Annotated in this window: 14 protein-coding genes; 8 read left to right on the forward strand and 6 right to left on the reverse strand. The window is 61.3% G+C overall.

Annotated features, from left to right (window positions below):
- Positions 1 to 264: 264 nt before the first annotated feature.
- On the forward strand, positions 265 to 792 hold the full coding sequence (locus K8U03_06075) for a redoxin domain-containing protein (GenBank protein MCE9604458.1): 528 nt from the start codon (positions 265 to 267) through the stop codon (positions 790 to 792).
- A gap of 77 nt (positions 793 to 869) precedes the next feature.
- Here the strand turns inward: K8U03_06075 and ligA are convergent, their stop codons facing one another.
- Genes ligA through K8U03_06090 form a run of 3 tightly spaced genes read right to left on the reverse strand, consistent with a single transcriptional unit; the run spans position 870 to position 3,606 of the window.
- Positions 870 to 2,894 carry an NAD-dependent DNA ligase LigA gene (gene ligA / locus K8U03_06080; protein MCE9604459.1) on the reverse strand — a complete coding sequence of 675 codons (2,025 nt, stop codon included), beginning with the start codon at positions 2,892 to 2,894 and terminating at the stop codon, positions 870 to 872.
- A complete protein-coding gene (locus tag K8U03_06085; protein MCE9604460.1) occupies positions 2,891 to 3,283 on the reverse strand; it encodes a cupin domain-containing protein in 393 nt (130 codons plus the stop codon). The genes ligA and K8U03_06085 overlap by 4 nt, the downstream gene beginning before the upstream one ends.
- Positions 3,280 to 3,606 (reverse strand): hypothetical protein, encoded by a 327-nt coding sequence (locus K8U03_06090; GenBank protein MCE9604461.1) that lies wholly within the window; start codon positions 3,604 to 3,606, stop codon positions 3,280 to 3,282. Before K8U03_06090 ends, K8U03_06085 begins: the two co-directional genes overlap by 4 nt.
- A gap of 183 nt (positions 3,607 to 3,789) precedes the next feature.
- Here K8U03_06090 and uvrA point away from each other — a divergent pair, with 183 nt between their 5' ends.
- The 7 genes from uvrA to K8U03_06125 all read left to right on the forward strand — a co-directional run bounded on the left by uvrA (position 3,790) and on the right by K8U03_06125 (position 13,463).
- Complete coding sequence (gene uvrA, locus K8U03_06095) at positions 3,790 to 6,681, forward strand: excinuclease ABC subunit UvrA (protein ID MCE9604462.1); 2,892 nt, start codon at positions 3,790 to 3,792, stop codon at positions 6,679 to 6,681.
- 6 nt (positions 6,682 to 6,687) lie between these two features.
- Positions 6,688 to 7,686 carry a hypothetical protein gene (locus K8U03_06100; GenBank protein ID MCE9604463.1) on the forward strand — a complete coding sequence of 333 codons (999 nt, stop codon included), beginning with the start codon at positions 6,688 to 6,690 and terminating at the stop codon, positions 7,684 to 7,686.
- Positions 7,683 to 8,729 carry a ThiF family adenylyltransferase gene (locus K8U03_06105; protein ID MCE9604464.1) on the forward strand — a complete coding sequence of 349 codons (1,047 nt, stop codon included), beginning with the start codon at positions 7,683 to 7,685 and terminating at the stop codon, positions 8,727 to 8,729. The genes K8U03_06100 and K8U03_06105 overlap by 4 nt, the downstream gene beginning before the upstream one ends.
- A 203-nt stretch (positions 8,730 to 8,932) precedes the next feature.
- A complete protein-coding gene (locus K8U03_06110) occupies positions 8,933 to 9,940 on the forward strand; it encodes a sugar-binding protein (protein MCE9604465.1) in 1,008 nt (335 codons plus the stop codon).
- A 22-nt stretch (positions 9,941 to 9,962) separates the two neighbouring features.
- Positions 9,963 to 11,474: a sugar ABC transporter ATP-binding protein gene (locus K8U03_06115; GenBank protein ID MCE9604466.1), complete on the forward strand. Its 1,512-nt coding sequence runs from the start codon at positions 9,963 to 9,965 to the stop codon at positions 11,472 to 11,474.
- Entirely contained in the window at positions 11,471 to 12,415 is a 945-nt protein-coding gene (locus tag K8U03_06120) for an ABC transporter permease (protein MCE9604467.1), read from the forward strand. The genes K8U03_06115 and K8U03_06120 overlap by 4 nt, the downstream gene beginning before the upstream one ends.
- Before the next feature lie 130 nt (positions 12,416 to 12,545).
- Positions 12,546 to 13,463 (forward strand): serine/threonine protein kinase, encoded by a 918-nt coding sequence (locus tag K8U03_06125; GenBank protein ID MCE9604468.1) that lies wholly within the window; start codon positions 12,546 to 12,548, stop codon positions 13,461 to 13,463.
- A gap of 22 nt (positions 13,464 to 13,485) precedes the next feature.
- On the opposite strand, the gene K8U03_06130 is transcribed toward K8U03_06125, so the two are convergent.
- The 3 genes from K8U03_06130 to K8U03_06140 are packed head-to-tail and all read right to left on the reverse strand — an operon-like array spanning position 13,486 to position 17,652.
- The gene (locus tag K8U03_06130) at positions 13,486 to 14,913 is read right to left on the reverse strand and encodes a (Fe-S)-binding protein (protein ID MCE9604469.1); all 1,428 of its coding nucleotides are present in this window, start codon (positions 14,911 to 14,913) and stop codon (positions 13,486 to 13,488) included.
- Between the two features lie 16 nt (positions 14,914 to 14,929).
- Positions 14,930 to 16,198, reverse strand: coding sequence for an FAD-binding oxidoreductase (locus K8U03_06135; protein ID MCE9604470.1), 1,269 nt, complete (start codon positions 16,196 to 16,198; stop codon positions 14,930 to 14,932).
- On the reverse strand, positions 16,198 to 17,652 hold the full coding sequence (locus K8U03_06140) for an FAD-binding protein (GenBank protein MCE9604471.1): 1,455 nt from the start codon (positions 17,650 to 17,652) through the stop codon (positions 16,198 to 16,200). Before K8U03_06140 ends, K8U03_06135 begins: the two co-directional genes overlap by 1 nt.
- Positions 17,653 to 17,894: the final 242 nt, after the last annotated feature.

The raw sequence follows: 17,894 nt of genomic DNA on the forward strand, positions 1-17,894 counted from the left end.
CGGCCGGCGGAAGTTTCTCGGGTCGAACGAATCGCTCGCGCGATGGAGTGCGAGCGCGTTACTCAAACTACTCAAACTCAAAGCGTCATTCGTCGGCGGTGCCGAATTATTTCCGACATTATCACGGTTGGCGCTCGGAATGTCACGGGTTTGTCCGTCATTCAGGGGATCGGGCGGCGAATAGACTCGGTGCGCGGCGTGTGTTAGGCTATTTTTCCTGTTTGACCGCTACGCATTCTCATGCCCCTCTGGAGCCTACCGATTATGAAGAAGATCCTCTCGCTTGCGTTGGGTTTGATGTTGGCGAATCTCGCCATCGGAGCCGAAGCCGCTGACTTGAAGGCCGGCGATCCGGCTCCCGACTTCTCGCTCGTCGGCAGCGACGGCAAGACCTACAACCTCGCCGATTTCAAAGATAAGTCGGCCGTCGTCGTAGCTTGGTATCCGAAAGCATTCACCGGTGGTTGCACCGCCGAGTGCAAGAACATGAAGGCCGAAGGAGCTAAGATCCGCAACTTCAACGTCGCCTACTTCACCGCGAGCGTCGACGACGTGAAGAAGAATACCGATTTTGCGAATTCGCTCGATCTCGACTACCCGATCTTGAGCGATCCCTCGAAGAAGACCGCCACCGACTACGGAATTCTCAACGACAAGGGTTTCTCGAACCGCGTGACGTTCTACATCGGTGCCGACGGCAAGCTCCTCTACATCGACAAGGGTGTGAAGACGGGTTCCCACGGTGCCGACATCGCCGCCAAGCTTGCCGAACTCGGCGTGCCGAAGAAGTAAGCCCGACGTCGAATTGCGCGACATCGGTTGTTTAATAAATCGTTTAACGGGCGTCGACTTTAAGTAGTCGACGCCCGTTATTCTTGCGCAGACCTATCGTCTTGCGCGAGCAGTGCGTCGAACTCTTCTTCGGTCAGCACTCGTACTCCGAGCTTCTGCGCCTTTTCGAGCTTGCTCCCCGCCTCAGCTCCGGCGACGAGATAATCGGTCTTCTTCGACACGCTCGACGATGCCTTGCCGCCGTGCGACGTGATCAGCCCTTCGATCTCGTCGCGTTTGTATTTCGTGAGCGTGCCGGTGACGACGAGCGTCTTCCCGGCGAGCTTTCCCTCGGTGTTGGCGGCTACGCGCTTCTCGGCCGTCATGTCGACGCCGGCCTCGCGCAAGTCGGCGATGAGCTTCGTCCCTTCTTCGCGATGCAGGAAATCGAACACGCTAGCCGCGACCGTCGGGCCGACTTCGTTGATCTCCTCAAGTTGCTCGGCGGTCGCCTTCGCCATCGCTTCGATCGACCCGAAGTGCTCGGCCAAAATCACTGCCGTGCGCGCGCCGACGTGCCGAATCGCGATCGCGTTCAGCAATCGCGCCAAGCCCCGCTTCTTGCTCGCTTCGATTTGCGACAATAACGAACTCGCGCTCTTCTCTTTGAAGCCGTCGCCGATCAACTTCTCGGGCGTCAGCCGATAGAGGTCGCCGTACGATCGAACGATGCCGGCGTTCACGAGCTTATCGACGAGCTTATCTCCAAGCCCTTCGATGTCCATCGCGTTGCGACCCGCGAAATGGCGTAGTCGTTCTTTGATTTGGGCAGGACACGCGAAGTTCGGGCAGCGGATATATACACCCCCTTCGTCTTTCACGACCGGCGTGCCACACTCCGGGCAGACTTCCGGAAACGGAAACGCCGGCAGTTCCGTCTCGCGAAGATGCTTCTCGACTCGCACGATATGCGGGATCACTTTGCCGGCTTTTTCGACGACGACGAAATCGCCGATCCGAATATCTTTGCGTTCGATTTCTTCGGCGTTATGCAAGCTTGCCCGGCTCACGGTCGTGCCGGCGAGCTCGACCGGAGCTAGGTCGGCAACCGGGGTGATCGTGCCGGTCTTCCCGACTTGCACACGGATCCCGTTGAGCTTCGTCACCGCTTCGTACTTCTCGAACTTATACGCCACGGCCCAGCGAGGGCTTTTGCTCGTCGCACCCAGGCGACGACGCTGCTCGAAGTCGTTCACCTTGAGCACGAGCCCATCGATCTCGAATTCCAACGTGTGCAATTGCTCGATCGTCTCTTCGCAGTATGCGATGGCTTCATCGAACGTGGGGCAAAGGCGAACTAGCGGGGTCGCCGGGAGTCCATACTTTTCGATTTCGGCGAGAAATTCCATGTGCGTCGTTGCGCGGAGCCCGACGACTTCGCCGATGCCGTGGCAAAAGAATCGCAAGTGACGCTCGGCCGCGATTTTCGGATCGAGTAGCCGCACGGCGCCCGACGCCACGTTGCGCGAGTTCTTAAACGGTTCTTCGCCGCGGCTCGCTTGCACTTCGTTCAGCCGCACGAGATCGGCGTTGGTCATGTAGACCTCGCCGCGCACTTCGAGCACTTCGGGAATGTTCTTACCGCGCAGCCGTTGCGAGCATCCCTGGATCGCCGGCACGTTGTGCGTGATGTCGTCGCCGACACGCCCATTGCCGCGCGTCGCAGCATAAGCCAGCTTGCCGTTATCGTAGCGCAGCGAAATCGCCACGCCGTCGATCTTCAACTCGACGACCCATTCGATCTTCTCGTCGGGCAGGTGCTTCGCGGTGCGCAAGGCATAAGCGCGCAGCTCTTCCAGACTATAGGTGTTGTCGATCGACATCATCGTCACGCGATGTTCGACCGGCATGAGCTCCGATACCGGCGCATCGCCGAGTCGTTGCGTCGGGCTATCGGTCGTCGCGAGTTCCGGATGCGCGGCTTCGAGTTCCTTCAAGCGCTCGAGCAGCCGATCGTATTCCAGATCGGAGACCGTCGGCGCGGCGTCGACGTAGTAGCGCCGATCATGCTCGCGAATCTCTTGGCGAAGCTGCTCGATTTCCGCAGCGGGCGATTTCGTCATGTCGCAGCGGGCCGCGCGCATTCGGCGGCCATCGTCACGGGTAGATTGCGGTGGCTATTCGGGACGAAGCAGAGAAACTTCAGGGTCGAGGAGCCGTTGTTCTTGAATTGATGCACCTCGTCCGGCGCGACGAACACGACCGTGCCCGGCCGGAGCGGTTGCGCTACATCCCCTTCGTAGATCTCGCCTTGGCCTTCCAGCACGAACACTTCATGTTCATACGGATGGCTGTGCTTCGGCGTGTAGCCGCCGGGGGCGACCTCGAACTGCCGCATCGCAAAATTCGGCGCGCCGTCCTGCTCGTCGACGAGCCACCGGACGCGGCAATCGTGCGAGCCGGGCATCGTCACTTCGACCGATTTGACGGCTTCGTACGGCGTAACTTTCATGATTGCTTCTCCGTGGTCGTGGCTTTGAGGCGAGCGTCGGCGGCCACGGCGCGGCGTGTCCAATAACCGTCGGTCGCCATCGCCGCAAAGGAAAATAGAGCGAGAAACGCCAACTCACCGAGCAGGAGTTTCTCGCCGTCTCGTTCGAGAAACGACATCAGCGGGTGCGGTGGCTCGACAACGGTTCTCGCCGAGGTTACCTGTCGATCCGGCCTGAGCGAGCGCATCGCGAGCACGCCGTAGGCGCACGCCGAAATGCAAAACGCCGTGCCGGCGATCACAAGCAAAAGGTAAAACGGATTGAACGGTTTTTTCGCAGCCATACTCATCGAATTATACAAAGCTCGTTCGGAGCCGACGAGTGTCTCGCCGCGGCACGATTCCTTCGCCGGGCCTGACGAACTTGTGCGATCCCGCGGCCCTGGTTTCACTCCCTAGTCGGGCTTATACTGAGGGATTACGATCGCGCGGATTTCGTCGATAGGGAGTTCTCTCGCTTGAGCCGGATGATTCAACTCCGCAAAGTCGAAGTGCACAACCTTAAGGGGATCGATCTCGATCTCCCGCGCGGAAAGCTCATCGTATTTTGCGGCTTGAGCGGCAGCGGCAAGAGCAGTCTCGCCTTCGACACGCTCTACGCCGAAGGACAGCGACGCTACATCGAAAGCTTTTCGGCCTACACGCGGCAATTTCTCGAACGCTTGGAAAAACCGCAAGCGGAACGGATCGAAGGTCTCCCCCCTTCGATCGCCGTGGCGGCGAAGAACTCGAGCCGATCGACTCGCTCGACCGTCGGCACGGTGACGGAAGCGAACGATTATTTGCGACTCTTGTTCGCGCGGATCGGCCGGCTCTTTTGTCACGGTTGCGGGCGGGAAGTCTTACGCGATAGTCCGCAAAGCGTGGCCGATGCCTTAGCGAAGCTTCCGGTCGGTCGGCGGTTCATGATCGCCGTGCCGCACGCACTCGAGGCCGACGAACAATTGCCGGAGCGGCTGGCGGCGATGCGCGAAGACGGTTTCGCGCGGCTTCTCTTGCGCGGGCGCATGGTCAACCTGAGCCAAGACTTTCAGCCGACCGCCGAGGATCTCTCGGAAAACTCGTTCGACGTCGTGATCGATCGTTTACGCACCGGCGAAGCGACCACGCAGCGCGTTCGCGACTCGCTCGAAACGGCCTTCGCCGCCGGCGATGGAAGATGCGTGCTCTACGTGGAGGAATCGCTCGCTACCGGCGCCGTGGACGACGCTGCTCCGCACATCGATGCTGCTACCGCTTTGGGTGGGCACTCTACTTTGGTCGACGGTGCCGCTTGGCGGCGAATCGGTTATGTGAATCGCTTAGCTTGCGAAGAATGCGGCATCACGTATCCCGAGCCTGAGCCGCGGCTGTTTAGTTTTAATAGCCCGCTTGGTGCTTGTCCGGAGTGCGAAGGGTTCGGCAACGTCATCGATATCGACATGGATCTCGTCGTTCCGGACGGGCAGAAGAGTTTGCGCGAAGGAGCCGTCGCGCCGTGGAATTCGCCGGCCTATGAGCATGAATTGAAAGAGCTTCTCGCGCTCGCGAAAGATTATCATCTGCCGGTCGACGTGCCGTTCAAGAAGCTCACGCCGGAGCAAATGCGGATCATCGTCGAAGGGGTGCCCGAGCGCAAGTTCGGCGGCTTGAAGGGGTTCTTCGCCTGGCTGGAGAAAAAGAAGTATAAGATGCACATTCGCGTCTTTCTCAGCCGCTGGCGAAGTTACCGCGAGTGCCCGAGTTGCCGCGGAGCAAGGCTTCGGCCCGACGCGCTGGCCTGGCGCATCGGCGGCGCGAACATCGCCGAGATTCTCGCGCGCAAGACCTCGGTCGCGGCGGCGTTTCTGCGCGAGTTGAAGCTGAGCGACTACGATGCGGCCGTCGGGCGAACCATGCTCGAGCAAGTGCAAACCCGTCTCGGTTATTTAGAGCAGGTCGGTCTCGGCTATCTCACGCTCGATCGCACGATTCGCACCTTGAGCGGCGGCGAAATGCAACGGGTCACGCTCACGTCGACGCTCGGCTCGGGCCTCGTCAACATGCTCTACGTGCTCGACGAACCTTCGGCCGGCCTCCACCCGCAAGACACCGATCGCTTAGTCGAAGCGGTGAAGCGCTTGCGCGATCGGGGCAACTCGGTCGTCGTCGTCGAACACGAAGAGGGGATGATTCGAGCGGCCGATCAGGTTGTCGAGATCGGCCCCGGCGCCGGTCGCAACGGCGGCAAAGTCGTGTTTCAAGGGACGCCCGATGTGATGCAGGCGACGGTCGGCAATATGACCGGCGACTTCTTGGCCGGTCGGCGCGGCGCTTCCGTTCCTGCGCTGCGGCGTAAGCCCGAGCATGGCTGGGTTCGGCTCACGAACGCACACGGCAACAATCTGAAGAACCTCACGGTCGAGTTTCCGCTCGGCGTGTTGTGTGTCGTGACCGGCGTGAGCGGTTCGGGCAAAAGCACGCTCGTGCAAGACACGCTCTACCCTGCTCTTTGCCGACGCATGCATATCGAAGCGGATCGGCCCGCTCCGTTCGACGACGTCTTAGGCGATGGTCAACTCGATGACGTCGTGTTGGTCGATCAAAGCCCGATCGGTCGTTCGCCTCGCTCGAATCCCGTCACTTATGTGAAGGCATTCGACGAGATTAGGGCCGTCTTCGCCGACACGCCCGAAGCGAAGACGCGCAACTACACGGCCGGCTATTTCAGCTTCAACGTGAGCGGCGGGCGTTGCGAAAGGTGTGAGGGAGACGGCTATCTCGAAGTCGACATGCAGTTCCTTGCCGACGTATTCATGAAGTGCCCGGAGTGCCGAGGAAAGCGTTACCGCAAAGAGATTCTCGACGTCACGTTTCGAAATGCGTCGATCGCCGATGTGCTGGAGATGACGATTCGCGAGGCGTTCACGTTCTTCCGCGGCAGCGCGAAGGTGCAAGCTCGGCTCAAGAAATTGATGGATGTCGGTCTCGACTATTTGCAGCTCGGCCAGCCTGCCAACACGCTCAGCGGCGGTGAGTCGCAGCGGTTGAAGCTCGCCGGCTACATGGCCGCGGCGCGCAAAGGGCGAGCGCTGTTTATTCTCGACGAGCCGACCTCGGGTCTGCACTTCGCCGACGTCGTGCAGTTGATGGATTGCTTCGACGCGCTCTTGGCTGTCGGCCACTCGTTGATCGTCGTCGAGCACAACATGACGATCATCAAAGGGGCCGATTACATTATCGACCTCGGGCCCGGCGCGTCCGATGAAGGGGGCCGAATCGTGGCGAAGGGCTCGCCCGAGCATGTGGCGCGGGTGCCGGAATCGGCGACGGGGCGAGTGCTCGCGAAGATTTTGGCGAAGGAAGCGAAGGCGGCGGCCGAGCGAGAAAAATCGGCGTAGCAACGAGTGAGATCGCCGTTTCCGGTCGGCAAATGGACCGTCGGCAAGAAAGTAGTGACAACGATGCAGTTCGAGTGGACGGTCTTCTTCGGCGATGCGGGGGATGCGGAAGCGCGCGTGTATGTGCTTGCCGCGCCGATCGTTGCCGGCGATCCTTCGACCGTGGATCAAGCCGAGTTGCTTGCGGGTTTGAAGATCACCGGCCGAGTCGAAGGCCCGAAATGCCGCTACTCGCACACGCTTCCGGCGCGAATTCCGGTGCAATTCCGCGGCATGAAAACAACCGACGGCAAGTCGCTGCTCGTCGGCGAGGCGATCGTGCCCGACCCGAATATGTGGACGCCGGAGTTGCCGTTTCTTTATCGCGCGACGGTTGAAGTGCGTCGCGGCGCGGAAGTGATCGCCTCGTATGAGCAAGACTTCGGCATCCGCCCGCTCGGCGTCATCGGCAGACGGCTCGTCTATTGCGGAAAGACTTGGGTGCCGCGGGTGGTCAATCGCGATATCGTGAAGCCGGTGGTGCCGCTTGAAGAGTGGCGCGACGCGGCGACGGCAATGAGCGTCGTCGAGCCCGACGACGCTTTGTGTCGCGAGGCGAGCGAAATCGGTGTCGTGCTTATCGCCGGAGTGCGGCAAGGCCCCGGTCGCGATGCTTTAGCGACGGTTCGCCGATTGAGCCGGTATCCGGCAGTCGTTATCGCGCTGATCGAATCGGTGCTGCCGCTACCGCCCGAGTTTCGCTTGGCGGCGCGCAATACGCTGTTGGCAAGTTGGCAACCGAGCCCCCCTCCGGCCGAAGAGGCCGATGCGACCGATGTGTTTCTCGCAACGAAGTATTCGTTCGTGCGCATCGGCGATCTCGATACCGTCTGGGATTCCCTACGGCCGGTCTTCGCGTTCTCGCCGCTGCAGAATGCGCACTCGCTCGAAGAAGCCCGGGCTCGCTGCGACGAGTTGCAAGCCGATCTCGCCGGCAAGTGCCATCCGGCCGGGTACTTGGTATGAGCGAAGAACTTGATCCCGCATTCGCGCGCTACGCCCGCCAGATTCGCTACGCCCCGCTCGGCGAAGAGGCTCAGCAGCGGTTGCGCTCGAGTCGCGCGCTGGTCTGCGGCGTCGGAGCGCTCGGTTCGGTCATCGCCGATACGCTGGCCCGAGCCGGCGTCGGCAAGCTGCGGATCGTCGATCGAGACTTCGTTGAACTCAATAACTTGCAGCGGCAAATGTTGTTCGACGAGCGCGACGTCGCGGCGCATATACCGAAGGCGATCGCTGCGGCCGAAAAACTACGCGCTATCAATTCCGAGGTCGATATCGAGCCGATCGTTGCCGATATCGATCCGTCGAATATCTTGCAACTCTGCGAAGGGGTCGATGTCATTCTCGACGGCACCGACAACTTCGAGACCCGATTCTTGATGAACGATGCCGCGCTCAAGCTCGGCATCCCGTGGATCTACGGGGGCGCGATCGGTGCCGAAGGACGCACGATGACGATCTTGCCCGGCGAGACGCCGTGCCTTCGTTGCGTGATGGCCGAGCCGCCCCCTCCCGGCACATCGCCGACGTGTGATACGGCCGGCATCGTCGGGCCGATCATTCACGTCGTCGGGGCGATTCAAGCGATGGAAGCGCTCAAGATTCTCTCCGGCCGACGGGAAGCAGTGCAACGTGGGCTGCTGGTGATCGATCTCTGGAACAACACCACGCGCTCGATCGGGCTCGCGGCGTTCGCCGCAGCGGTCGATTGCGGCGGCTGCAAACGGCGCGACTTCCCTTGGCTCGACGCCGAGCAAGGAACGCGCTCGGCCGTGCTGTGCGGTCGCAATGCCGTGCAGATCGGCAGCGCGCGGCAACAACCGGTCGCGCTCGAAGCGCTCGGCGAAAAACTGGCGACGGTCGGCAAGGTCGTGCGGAATCCGTTTCTGCTCCGGGCCGTGATCGACGGCTATGTGCTGACGGTGTTTCCCGACGGTCGGGCCATCATCGGCGGCACCGACGACATCACCGAAGCGCGGTCCGTTTACGCAAGATACATCGGTGCTTAACGCCCACGACGAAAGCCACGGGGCCGAGTATGCGAGGCCGCCTGAAGCAGTCAACCGAATCTTCGGAAAAGCTCTAGCTAGCAATGTTCGGCGGCAATAACATAAGAAACTTAAGAAATTCATCCCGCTGACGAAACCGGCCGCGGAAACATCGCATTTCCCGGCTGGCAACTCTTCCTCTCGCCCTCGTTACGAGTGTTTTCATGACGCACGCTTCGACGTTCCGTCGCCTTCTGCTTGCCGCATGCGCGGCCATGACTATCGGTTGCAATAGGTCGAGCGACGACAAAGTGCGCGTCGCTTTCGTGACGAACAACCCACATGAGTTTTGGACGTATGCGGAACGAGGCTGCGAAAAAGGTGCGAAGGATTTCGGCGTCGAGGTTTTGTTTCGTCGTCCGCCGCAAGGGAGCCCGGCCGAGCAGCAAGAGATCGTCGAGAAGTTGGTGCTGATGGGAGTGAAGGGGATTGCGGTGAGTCCTTGCGATGCGAAAAATCAGACCGTGTTCTATGACAAGATCGCCGAGCAAATTCCGCTCGTAACGCAAGACAGCGATCTTCCGGTCGGTAGCAAGCGCGTCTGCTATCTCGGCACCGATAATTACGGCGCAGGCAAAGCCGCCGGAAAAATGATCAAGGAAACGATGCCCGATGGCGGCAAGGTCGTGGTCTTGGTCGGCAGCCTCGACGCGCAGAATGCGCAAGAGCGCCGGCAGGGAGTGCTCGATGAATTGGCGGACGCGAAAGATGCGCAAGGCCCGACGCTCGGCAAATACGAATTGGTGAATACCTACACCGACGACGGCAAGCAAGACGTCTGCAAAACGAAGGTCGACAACGTCCTCGTCAGCTACCTGAGCGATTCGAAAAACGATCCGGCACGGCTCTGCTTCGTCGGCCTGTGGGCCTACAATCCGCCGGCGGCGCTCGAAGCGGCCAAGTCGGCCGGGGTTGCCGGTAAGGTGAAGATCGTCGGCTTCGACGAGCATGAGCAGACACTTGCGGGCATTCAGTCCGGCGCAGTCCACGGCACCGTGGTGCAATCGCCGTTTGAGTTCGGCTACGAAGCAGCGCGTATTCTCGCCGGGCTCGCGAAGGGGGATAAGTCCGTGCTCCCGTCGGGCGGCGTTAAGTTCATTCCGCATCAAGTCGTGAAACAGCCGGACGTCGCGGCGTTTCAAGCCAAGCTGAAGCAACTGCTCGGGAAGTAGAGCGAGCGCGGCGCAGCGCGGAGTGTCGAACTTGCTGGAAGCCAAGGCCATCGGTAAGCGTTTTCCCGGCGTGCATGCCCTCGACGGCGTGAGCCTCGCGGTTGCGCCGGGAGAGATCGTTTGCGTCGTCGGGGAAAACGGCGCCGGCAAATCGACGTTGATGAAAATCTTCGCCGGCGTGCAGATGCCCGACGAAGGAACACTCGCGCTGGATGGCCGCGAGGTCGAGTTGCGCTCGGTCGATGAAGCGCAGCGAGCCGGGATTGCGCTGATTCATCAAGAGCTGAATCTCGCGGAGACGCTCGACATCGCGAGCAATATCTTCCTCGGCCGCGAGCCTCGTTTCGGCGGCCCGTTGGGGTTGATCGGCTCGCGCATTTATCGCGACGCCGAAACGTATATGCGCCGGCTCGGGCTCGAATGCTCTTTGCGAACTCGCACCTCGGATCTTTCGCTCGGGCAGCGGCAACTCGTCGAAATCGCACGGGCCCTGAGTCTGAAATCGCGCTACATCATCTTCGACGAACCGACCTCGAGCTTGACGGAGCGCGAATCGGCGCGGCTCTTCGAGATTGTCCGATCGCTCAAGAGTGAAGGGGTCGGAGTGCTCTACATCTCGCATCGGTTGAAGGAAGTGCAAGAGCTGGCCGACCGGGTTGTCGTGCTGCGCGATGGCCGCAACGCCGGAGAACTGCGCCGAGGCGAAGTCACGCATCAAGCGCTGGTCGAACGGATGGTCGGCCGCGAATTGAAGCAATTCTTTCATCGCTCGCAACATGCCGGCGGTAAGGGGAGCGAGCCGCTGGTCGAAGTGCGAAACATGCGTTGGCGAGCGGAACAGGAGCAAGGAATCTCGTTCGACATTCGGCCGGGTGAGATCCTCGGCCTAGCCGGCCTGATGGGGGCGGGACGAACGGAACTGGCTGAAACTCTGTTCGGTTTGCGTCGGCGCGTCGGCGGCGAGCTTAAAATCGGCGGCAAACCGATCGAAGCGCAGTCGCCGCAGGAGGCGATCGCCGCGGGAGTGTTTTTGGTGCCGGAAGATCGACGCCTGCAAGGGCTCGTGATCGATTTTCCGATTCGTGAGAACATCGGTTTACCTTCCCTCGCTCGATTGAGCCGGGTGGGGTTCGTCGATCGCAAGGCGGAGCGAACCCTGGCGGAGTCGATGCGCGAGAAGCTGGCGATCAGGACTTCGAGCGTCGATAAAGCGGTCGGGCTATTAAGCGGCGGCAATCAACAGAAAGTCGTGCTTGCGAAATGGCTGGCGCGAGGGCCGAAGCTCTTGATCCTCGATGAGCCGACGCGCGGGGTCGATGTCGGCGCGAAGGCCGAGATCTATGCGCTGATGGATCAACTCGCTGCGCAGGGCGTGGCGGTGTTGATGATTTCGAGTGATCTGGAAGAAATACTCGGCGTCAGCGATCGAGTCTTGGTGATGCACGAAGAGCGGCTGGCGGGCGAGCTCGAACGCTCGAAGCTTTCGGAGCAAGCCGTCATGCACTTGGCTACCGGTAGAGAGGCTACGGGATGAAGAAGCTCATCGGCTCGTTGACGTTTATGCTGCTGCTCTACGCGGCGTTGTACTTCACGGGCGAAGGCGCGTTCGACCTGAGAAATCACGCCAACATGGCGCGACAGATCGGGCAACTCGGCATCCTCTGCTTAGGTGCCGGAACGCTGATCATCGCCGGCGGAATCGATCTTTCGATGGGGTCGTTTATCGGCCTGTGCGGGGCAGTGCTCGCCGTCGGGTTGTCGAAGGGGTGGCATCCCGCGGTAGGAATCGGCGTGGTTTGCACAATGGGAGTCGTCGCCGGCACGATCCACGGACTCTTGGTTACGAAACTTAAAGTGCAGGCGTTCATCGTGACGTTGTGCGGGCTCTTTATCTATCGCGGGCTCGCGCGCTGGTGGACCGGCGAGACCAATGCCGGGCTGGGGGGCGGATCGCTGGAATTTCGCTATCTTTTTAACGGCGCGCGGTTGCTCGGAATTCCGATCGAGTTCGTGTATCTACTTGGTGCGGCGGCGCTGGCGGGCCTGTTGTTGCATCGCAGCATTTACGGACGTTATCTGTTTGCGATCGGCAGCAACGAGCTGGCCGCGAAATACTCGGGCATCTCGGTCGATGCTTATAAGATCTTGGCTTATGTCGCGTGCTCGCTTTCCGCGGTGTTGTTTTCGATCTTGAAGCTCGCGGAGACCGGCAGCGTCCCTCCCTCGAACCACGGCGCCTCGATGGAACTCTACGCGATCGCCGGCGCGGTTCTGGGCGGTTGCAGCTTGCGGGGAGGAGAAGGCAACGTGATCGGCATCGTCATCGGTGCGGTCATCTTGGTGTTGCTCAATTCGGTAGTGAATTTCGCGATGATCCCGCAATCGCTCGAATACACGGCGATCGGCAGTGCGCTCTTGCTGGGAGCGATTCTCGATGAGGCTCTGCGCCGACGCAGCGCGGTGCGTAAGGGTTAATCGCACGAAAGATCCCCACGCTGCGATCTGTTTGAAAGTCATGCCGAACGGGTCGCGCGGACGATAAAAGAGCGGGGAAGTGCGCTCGCTGCTGCGCGCCGGCAAAGTTTCCGAGAACGTCGAAAATCGCATGGCTCGCGTCGTTTATAAGCCGTTTTCCTTCGATCGCCAGGCGCGCATGCAAGCCGCGGCACAGCCAGGCGACGGGGGCGCTTCGCAGCGCGCGGGCGAATGGCAGCTCGGCGCGAAGCTGTGCGAGCATGCCGGCGTCGAGGTCGTCGAGGCCCGGCCGGTAAAGTCGCGTGAGACGCGCTATCGGTATGTCGTGAAGCGTTGGACTTCGGCCCTCGTTTCGACGGAACAGCAAGCATTGCTGCGGCGCGAGGCGCTCGCCGGCAATGCCGTTAACAGCCCGCATGTGGTGCCGATTCTTTCGGCGCATGTCCATGAGGCTCCGTTTTACTATGTGATGCCTCGGCTGGAAGGGACCACGCTCGATGAGATCGTCTTGCGCTGCGGCCGGCTCTCGGTTGCCACGGCCCTGTGGTACGGACGCCAAGCGGCGGAAGGCTTGGCTGCGCTGCATGATGCCGGATGGCTCCATGCCGATGTGAAGCCGAGCAATCTGTTCGTCGGGCCCGACGGTCATGTGACGTTGATCGACCTCGGCTATGCGCGCCGTCGCGACGACGAGTCGAATTCGGAATCGCAATGCGTGCTGGGAACGGTCGACTACCTCGCGCCGGAAGCGATCTGCTCGCGGCTTCGAGTCGACGAGCGGAGCGATCTCTACTCGCTCGGCATCGTGCTCTATCGGCTACTCGGAGGACGATTGCCGTTCGTCGGCGCCACGCCTGCGGAGATCGTGGCGGCGCATGTGTCGGCCGAGCCGCAACCGCTGCGCGAACTGGTGTCGAGCTTGCCGAACGACGTCTGCGGGCTCGTACGCCGACTGTTGCACAAGCAACCGGCCAGGCGACACGACTCGGCTCATGAGCTCGTCGCGGAACTCACGGCGCTCGAGATCGCTTATCTCGACGAGCGCTGATTCGCCGGAACAAGGCGTAGCGTCAAATCGGCGGCTTCACTTTTCGATAGCTCATGTCGAGCAAGTCGATCGGGTGCGCGATCCAAAGCGGTTTACCTTGCACGCGCGCTTCGCGGGCGATTTGCAGTAAACAACCGGCGTTGGCCGTGAGCACGGCGCGGGCACCGGTCGAGAGGATATTCTCCAACTTGCGTCGGCTCAGTTGGCCCGACATCTCCGGTTGCGTGAGGTTGTAAGTGCCGGCAGCTCCGCAACAGAGCTCGGTTTCCGGAAGGTCGACGACTTTTAGGCCCGGGATTTTCGCCAAGAGCTTTCGTGGCGCGTCTTTGATTTTTTGCGCATGGCCCAAGTGGCAGGCATCGTGATAGGTCGCGGTGAAGTTCATCTCACCTTCCGGCGGGATGATGCCGAGTTCGTCGAGAAATTCGTTGATGTCGCGAGTCTTGGCGGCCAGGGCTTCGCGCTCGGGCGAGCCGGCGTCGTGCCAATGGTGGCCGTAATCCTTCATCATCGCCCCGCAGCCGGCGACGTTGACGATGACGCGATCGACGTCGGCAAACGATTTCACGTTCACGTCGGCGAAGGCTCTCGCCGGTTCGCTGGCGGCGGCATGCAGATGGATCGCACCGCAGCAACTTTGATCGCGCGGGATCACGACGTCGCAGCCGTTTTGCTGGAGCACGCGCGCCGTGGCCCAATTGGTTTGGCGGAACATCACGTCGTTGACGCAGCCCGTGAAGAGGGCCACTCGGGCTCGGCGGCGACCGATCGCCGGCAGAAACTCCGGCAACTGCGGCTCGTTCGAGAACTGCTCGGGCAACGTGTAGACGAGTTGCCGTAAGCGCGTCGGTAGTAATCGTAGGAGCCCAAGCTTTTCCGCGAGCTTGAGCAAGCCGAGTTTTTGCGCGAGCTTGGCCGGAGCCAATGCCCAGCGCAAACGGCTCGGATACGGAAATAAACCGAACAGGATATAGCGGTGGAACCAATCTTGGTTCTTCTTCGGTCCCTCGCCAAGTTCTTCCATCGCCACGCGAAACGGCTCGATCAGCTTGCCGTATTGCACGCCCGATGGGCAGGCTGTTTCGCAGGCGCGGCAATCGAGGCAGAGTTCGAGATGCCCGCGCACTTGCTCGTTCAACGGCAGACGACCATCGGTGACGGAGCGCATGAGATAGATGCGGCCGCGCGGGCTGTCGTTCTCGTTGCCGTTGATGACGTAAGTGGGGCACGAGGCCGTACACAAGCCGCAGTGGACGCAATCGAGAAAGAGACCGTAATCGATCCCGCTGCCGGGATTCGTAGACGTCGCGAGGCCTCCGACGTGGGCATGAGCCGCATGTCCGGCGGTCGGCGTCGGCTCGGCGGCGAATTCGCCGCGGGCTTCGCTATGGCTCAGCGCAGCCGGGGGAGGCGCGGTGTCGATGTTCGAATTGTCGGGAGAGTGCGTCATGATTTACGAAACGTGTTCACCACGGGAAGCGGCCGGGATTCAGAAGACCGTGCGGATCGAATTGTCGTTGTAGTTTGCGCATGACTGCAATGTCGCCGCGGAGCGGACCCCAAGCGAGTTGGCGAGTGAACTCTTCCGCGACGACCGATTGCCAAAGGACGCATTGTCCGCCGACCGCCGCGACTGCCGGATGCAACGCTTGGATGAGCGGCTTCACAAGTTCATGGCTCGCCGTCTCGACGATGCTGACGAGGATGATGCCGGAGCCCGCACGTGCGAGAAACGAGGCTTGCGGGAACGTGGCTCGGACTAGTTCGCAAAGCGACACGACTCGGCTCGGCGGCACGTTGAGCTTGAAAACCAGATTCGCTTTGTCGCTCGCGCCGGCCGACGCGGCGGGGGTGCAACCGAAGTCGATCAAGCGTTGCCAGAGTTCGTTGGCGGCGGCATCTCGGATGAATCGCGGCTCGGCGACACCGAGCGTTTTCCATTCTTGGCGCAAACGTTCGGTCATCCATTCGACTTCGGCATCAGTCCCTTCGAGGCCGACGACGAGACGATAGGAAGTGGAATCGCCGGTCGAGTTAAGAGCCGCGAGGTCGTTCCAAGCGTGGCCGGCGAGAAGCTCGATCGCCGTCGGCGTGGTCTTCGAGTCGATGATCGCCGACAGAAGCGATTCGGCCTGCGATGCCGAATCGAGATCGACGATGGCCAGCACCGAGGCTGCAGGGATCGGCTTTACCTTGAGCGTCACTTGCGTCATGACGGCGAGCGTGCCGAGCGAACCGATCAGGAGCCGGCAGAAGTCGTAGCCGGCGACGTTCTTCACGACCCGACCGCCGGCTTTGAAGAGGGTGCCGGTGCCGTCGACCGCGGAGATGCCGATCACGTAGTCGCGAAGCGTGCCGTTGCCAAAACGGCGCGGGCCGCTGAAGTTCACGGCGATCAGGCCCCCGAGCGTCGCTTCCGTGGCTTGGGAAGCATCGACGGGTAAGTATTGTCGTTCGGCGGCGAGCGTTTGACGTAGCTCAGCCAACGTGATGCCGGCCTCGACCGTGATGGTCATATCGCGAGCCGGGTAGTCGACGACGCGCGTGAGCTTTTCGGTCGATAAGCCCCAGCCGGAGGCCTTCGTGGCACTACCGAAGCCGAGCGCGGTACGTCCGCCGAGCGGATAGATGGGGGCTCGCGCAGCGACGGCGCTACGCACCGTCTCCACGACTTCGGCAGGGGAGGCCGGAGTGTAAGTCGTCGAAAGCGGAAGTGGGGAGGCGATGGTTGCCATCAAAGGGCCGCTCGTCGTCCGGGCTTAGATTGCACCGTCGGTTTGTGTTCCATGCCGCAACCGCCGGCGGTCGGAAGGAGCTTGCCGGGGCTCAGACGCGACTCCGGATTGAAGCAATCACGGACGCGCCGCATCACCGCGAGATCGTCCGGCGTAAATAGTTTGCTCATGAACTCGATCTTCTCGACGCCGATGCCATGCTCCCCGGTTACGCTTCCGCCGCAGGCGATGCACTCTTCTAGGATCGCGTGGCCGGCGTCGAGCGCTTTGCGCACCTGGGCGGCGTCCCGTTCGTCGAACAGGATGATCGGATGGATGTTGCCGTCGCCGGCGTGAAACACGTTGACGATCCGCACTCCAAACTTTTCCCCGATCGCGATGATCGCGCGAAAGATGTGCGGTAGTTTCGTGCGCGGCACCACGCCGTCTTGCGTGCAATAGCTCGGGCTCAAGCGGCCGATCGCGCCGAAGGCCTGCTTGCGGCACTTCCAAAGCTTGAGCCGTTCCTTCGGGTCGTCGGCACGGCGAACCTCGCGGGCTCCGCTTCGTTTACAGATCTCGAGCACGCGGTCGCGCTGCTCGTCGAGCCCTGCTTCGAGGCCGTCGAGCTCGATCAGGAGCACGGCTTGCGCATCGAGCGGAAAGCCGAAGTGAAACGCTTGCTCTAAAGCCGTAATGATTCCTTGGTCCATCATTTCAAGCGCGGCCGGCACGATGCCTTGTCCGATGATCTCGCTGATCGCCGCAGTCGCATCGTCGACAGAGTCGAAGATGCCGAGCATCGTGCGATAGCCTTGAGGATCGCGCGTGAGACGAACCCAAATCTTCGTGACGATCGCCAGCGTTCCCTCGCTGCCGACGAGCAAGCCGACGAGATCGGGACCGAGAAAGTCTTCCACGGGACCACCGAAGCGGACGAGCGAGCCATCGCTCAGCACCGCTTCCAGGCCGAGCACATGGTTGACGGTTACGCCGTATTTCAGCGTGTGCGGACCGCCGGAATTGGTCGCGACATTGCCACCGATCGTACATGCCCCTTGGCTCGACGGATCGGGAGCGTAATGGAATCCGGTCCCTTTGAGAGCGTTGGTGAGCCAAACATTGACGACGCCGGGTTGCACGACGGCGAAGCGATCGCGGAGATTGATTTCTTCGATTTCGCGCATGCGCGTGAAAACGATCATCACTCCGCCGCCGACCGGCAGGCAGCCGCCGGCAAGGCTGGTGCCCGCCCCGCGCGGCAAAAAGGGGACGTCGTACTCGTTGCAAAGCGTGACGATCTTCTGCACATCGGCCGTCGACCGGGGAAAGCAGACGACGTCGGGAGAGTTCTTCTCGACGACGAAGCCATCGCATTCATAGACGACCAATTCCGCATGGTCGGCGAGGATGTTCGCATCGCCGAGGAGGCGGCGAAGTTCCGTGAGCAGAGCGGGAAAACGAAGGGCGATCAACGACGAAGTTCCGGAAGACCGTAAAGGAAGAAGCAGTGAAAACAACGGCCGAAGCCGTGGCCGAAGGAAGCCGCTTATTGTAGTCGGCCGGCGGCGTCGACGCCGGCGAATTGGCCCCCGGCGGTCGGCCGCAGCTTTTGCCGAACCCGCAGAATTTGCGAGGTTCTGTTGTCCGGCGGCTCCCGTCGGGTCTATAATCGCTAAGTTCGGATTCTTCAGCGGTCGATCAACGGTCGATTTTT

Source organism: Planctomycetia bacterium (genome assembly GCA_021413845.1).
Lineage (GTDB): Bacteria > Planctomycetota > Planctomycetia > Pirellulales > PNKZ01 > PNKZ01.

Excerpts from the sequence above, each read along its gene's own strand:
- K8U03_06075 (MCE9604458.1), top strand. The coding sequence starts at position 265 with ATGAAGAAGATCCTCTCGCTTGCGTTGGGTTTGATGTTGGCGAATCTC.
- ligA (MCE9604459.1), bottom strand. The coding sequence starts at position 2,894 with ATGACGAAATCGCCCGCTGCGGAAATCGAGCAGCTTCGCCAAGAGATT.
- K8U03_06085 (MCE9604460.1), bottom strand. The coding sequence starts at position 3,283 with ATGAAAGTTACGCCGTACGAAGCCGTCAAATCGGTCGAAGTGACGATG.
- K8U03_06090 (MCE9604461.1), bottom strand. The coding sequence starts at position 3,606 with ATGGCTGCGAAAAAACCGTTCAATCCGTTTTACCTTTTGCTTGTGATC.
- uvrA (MCE9604462.1), top strand. The coding sequence starts at position 3,790 with ATGATTCAACTCCGCAAAGTCGAAGTGCACAACCTTAAGGGGATCGAT.
- K8U03_06105 (MCE9604464.1), top strand. The coding sequence starts at position 7,683 with ATGAGCGAAGAACTTGATCCCGCATTCGCGCGCTACGCCCGCCAGATT.
- K8U03_06110 (MCE9604465.1), top strand. The coding sequence starts at position 8,933 with ATGACGCACGCTTCGACGTTCCGTCGCCTTCTGCTTGCCGCATGCGCG.
- K8U03_06120 (MCE9604467.1), top strand. The coding sequence starts at position 11,471 with ATGAAGAAGCTCATCGGCTCGTTGACGTTTATGCTGCTGCTCTACGCG.
- K8U03_06125 (MCE9604468.1), top strand. The coding sequence starts at position 12,546 with ATGGCTCGCGTCGTTTATAAGCCGTTTTCCTTCGATCGCCAGGCGCGC.
- K8U03_06130 (MCE9604469.1), bottom strand. The coding sequence starts at position 14,913 with ATGACGCACTCTCCCGACAATTCGAACATCGACACCGCGCCTCCCCCG.
- K8U03_06135 (MCE9604470.1), bottom strand. The coding sequence starts at position 16,198 with ATGGCAACCATCGCCTCCCCACTTCCGCTTTCGACGACTTACACTCCG.